This window comes from Vibrio sp. 811 (genome assembly GCF_033339195.1).
Genome location: NZ_JAWOUB010000052.1, coordinates 1 through 2,602, shown reverse-complemented (window position 1 = coordinate 2,602; position 2,602 = coordinate 1). Strand labels below are relative to the sequence as shown.

The window sequence follows — 2,602 nt, the reverse complement described above, 5'->3', positions numbered from 1 at the left end:
CGTCTGAATATGTCTCTAAGTGGGGTATTGAGGATGAAATGACTAAGGCGAATGCTAAAACCACCAAACGAAAGGGGTTAACTCCTTGGGGTCTTTTACAGGCTTCATTGCTTGGTGATGATGAGGATTATCCGACTGAAAAGGCGAATGCTCTTTTCTTGGTTTATGCGAATGCTTTTTCTGGTCAGCGTCAATTGTATTGGTCAAATGGACTTAGAAAAGCGTTACATATTTCAAAGGAACAGACTGATGAAGAGATCGTTAACAAACCTGATGATGTCCGTTCTTATCTTTTGGCTCAAGTCACTCTCGAACAATGGAAGCTTGTTTTAAGACACAAGCAAGAAGCGAATTTACTTTCTGTAGCTGAGGCTAACCCTCTTGCTATAAATGTTTTCTTGGAGAATCTTCAAGGAGTAACGACGACGAGACTGAGGAGGAGGAACGACGAAGAAGATTCGCCACACCCCATAATTGAAACTTAGCGGCATTTGAAGAGATTCGGCCCTCTCCAAATGCCTAACATAATTATTGCAAGGAATAACTATGCTTATCAAACATCCTATTGAAAAGGACGTGTTTTACAACCGTCTTTCTGTTCTTGTTTCTTCAAGTGATTTAAATCCAGTCGAAAAGGTTCTTTTTTTGTCTGTTTTTGAGTCGTGGTACTACTTCCAGAGTTACGAACTTTATTCGTCCATCGCTTCCAAAGCTATCGAAGTTTTTGAGGAGATGGAAAATGCGTAATGTTGATTGGAATGAAGCATCTCGTTTTTTTTCTCGTGCTCCTTTTGTTCGTAGTGAGAGAATCCACCCTAATTTTATATTTCGTTTTCAGCATCTTGGTTTGAGTGAACATCTGGCGGCTTCATCTGTTGGTGTCGATTTGGATCAAGTTCACCGTTGGGATGATGGGGAAGAGATTCCGTCTCTCGTTCGTAAGGTTTGGACTTTTGAATCTGGTCGTTTCCTTCCAGAAATTACAGGTTTCAGTAATTGGAGTTTCAAAGGTGGTCACATTGTCACGCCTGACGGTGCGTCTTATTCAGAGGCTCAATTGCGACATGCACTATTTCTTTTAGACCAACTTCTATAAAGAAGCATATAGATTAGTTGAGAGTTTTTCTCATGACTCGGCTGGGAGGTGAAAAACGCAGTTTTTTTCCTCTCGGTCGAGAGACAAGCGGGCACATTGCCAATATTTCCACCTATGTTTATTCCGCGCGTCAGTTGCATATAACTCAAATAAGATTTATATTCGGTTCATATTGGTTACTATGGGATTAATTATGGCTGCTAAGAAAAGAAGCATCTCGTTTACTGAAGAGTTGGATTCTAAGCTTGTTGAGCTTTGTGAGGCTCTGAGCATTAGCCCCAATAGCTACATCAACAATGTCGTCGCTAAGGCTGTTTTGAATGATAGAACGGCGATGGTTAGTCAGAAAGCCTCATCTGAGGGAATGGAAAAGATGCTACAAATGTTTAGCTCTGTTATCGATGAAGATAAGCCGGAGTCTGAACAATAGGCATAAAAAAACCCAATAGACCTTAACTCTATTGGGTTTTCGCTTTCGGATTGGTTGCCGCCTCTCCAAAAGCTCGGTGTTAATTATGAGTGCAATTAACGGATTTAATTATGAGTGATGATACCTTAGCTTGCAACCCCTCTTCGGGTCTTTCAGGTGCTACCTCTGCGCAGCAGGGGTGGCACGTGGAGGAACCGAAAAAGGGTGCGCCCCTTGGTATAGTTACCAAAACTTCTTCACCCCCCTCTCAAAGCCCCGATTTACAAGCGGTTTACTCTCTTGAGACTGGCGAAATTACTCCTGTAGAACCCGCTGCAAGTAACGGTATTTTTGTTTCAAAATATCGCCATCAATACAACGGTCAGGTGGGCAGGTCTAAGCGATTTGCTCTTAAGTCTGTAGTGAATGATTTAATGCCTGGTTCGAGAACTTCCAAATGCATGCGGTTCCGTGCTCCAGATTCTTTGAATGGTGGTTTGCGTCCAATTGAGATCTTAAAAAGTGCTGAGCATGGCAAGGCTTTTTATCAGGGTTTAATGGCTTGCGGTTCTGTTTGGCATTGTCCCGTTTGTGCTGCGAAGGTTTCTGAACGTCGAAGAATCGAACTTAAGGATGCCTTAGAATCTGCTAAAGCAAAGGGCTATCGAAGTCACTTTGTAACCCTCACTTTTCCTCATGGTATTAGCGATGATTTAAACGATATTTTGGATCGTATGAGAAAGGCTTATCGCCGATTATCGAGTGGTAAGAATGCTATTAAATCTTTGATAAAGCGTGCTGATGAGCAGAACGAAATTATTGGATTTATTAGAGCTATTGAGGTTACTCATGGCAAAAATGGGTTTCACCCTCACATCCATATGATTGTTTTTACCAATGATACGATCACATCTTCTGGCCTTGAGTATTTCTATAAAAAAGCTTGGAAAAATGCTTGTGTTAACTCTGGCCTTCCTGAGCCAAATGAGCACGGCTGCACCGTTAAAGATGGTTCTTATGCGTCTGAATATGTCTCTAAGTGGGGTATTGAGGATGAAATGACTAAGGCGAATGCTAAAACCACCAAACGAAAGGGG

Annotated in this window: 4 protein-coding genes and 1 pseudogene; all 5 read left to right on the top strand. The window is 41.9% G+C overall.

Annotated elements, in window-relative coordinates; all coding sequences use genetic code 11:
• A pseudogene (locus R7Q46_RS24640) lies at positions 1-485 on the top strand (hypothetical protein); the annotation flags it as partial.
• 61 nt (positions 486-546) lie between these two features.
• A complete protein-coding gene (locus R7Q46_RS24635; protein ID WP_258513079.1) occupies positions 547-747 on the top strand; it encodes a hypothetical protein in 201 nt (66 codons plus the stop codon).
• Positions 740-1,096 (top strand): hypothetical protein, encoded by a 357-nt coding sequence (locus R7Q46_RS24630; RefSeq protein ID WP_276439421.1) that lies wholly within the window; start codon positions 740-742, stop codon positions 1,094-1,096. Before R7Q46_RS24635 ends, R7Q46_RS24630 begins: the two co-directional genes overlap by 8 nt.
• A 193-nt stretch (positions 1,097-1,289) precedes the next feature.
• A complete protein-coding gene (locus tag R7Q46_RS24625) occupies positions 1,290-1,526 on the top strand; it encodes a hypothetical protein (protein WP_258619371.1) in 237 nt (78 codons plus the stop codon).
• Positions 1,527-1,636: 110 nt separating this feature from the next.
• A partial coding sequence (locus R7Q46_RS24620) for a protein rep (RefSeq protein ID WP_318077859.1) occupies positions 1,637-2,602 on the top strand: 966 nt, incomplete at its 3' end.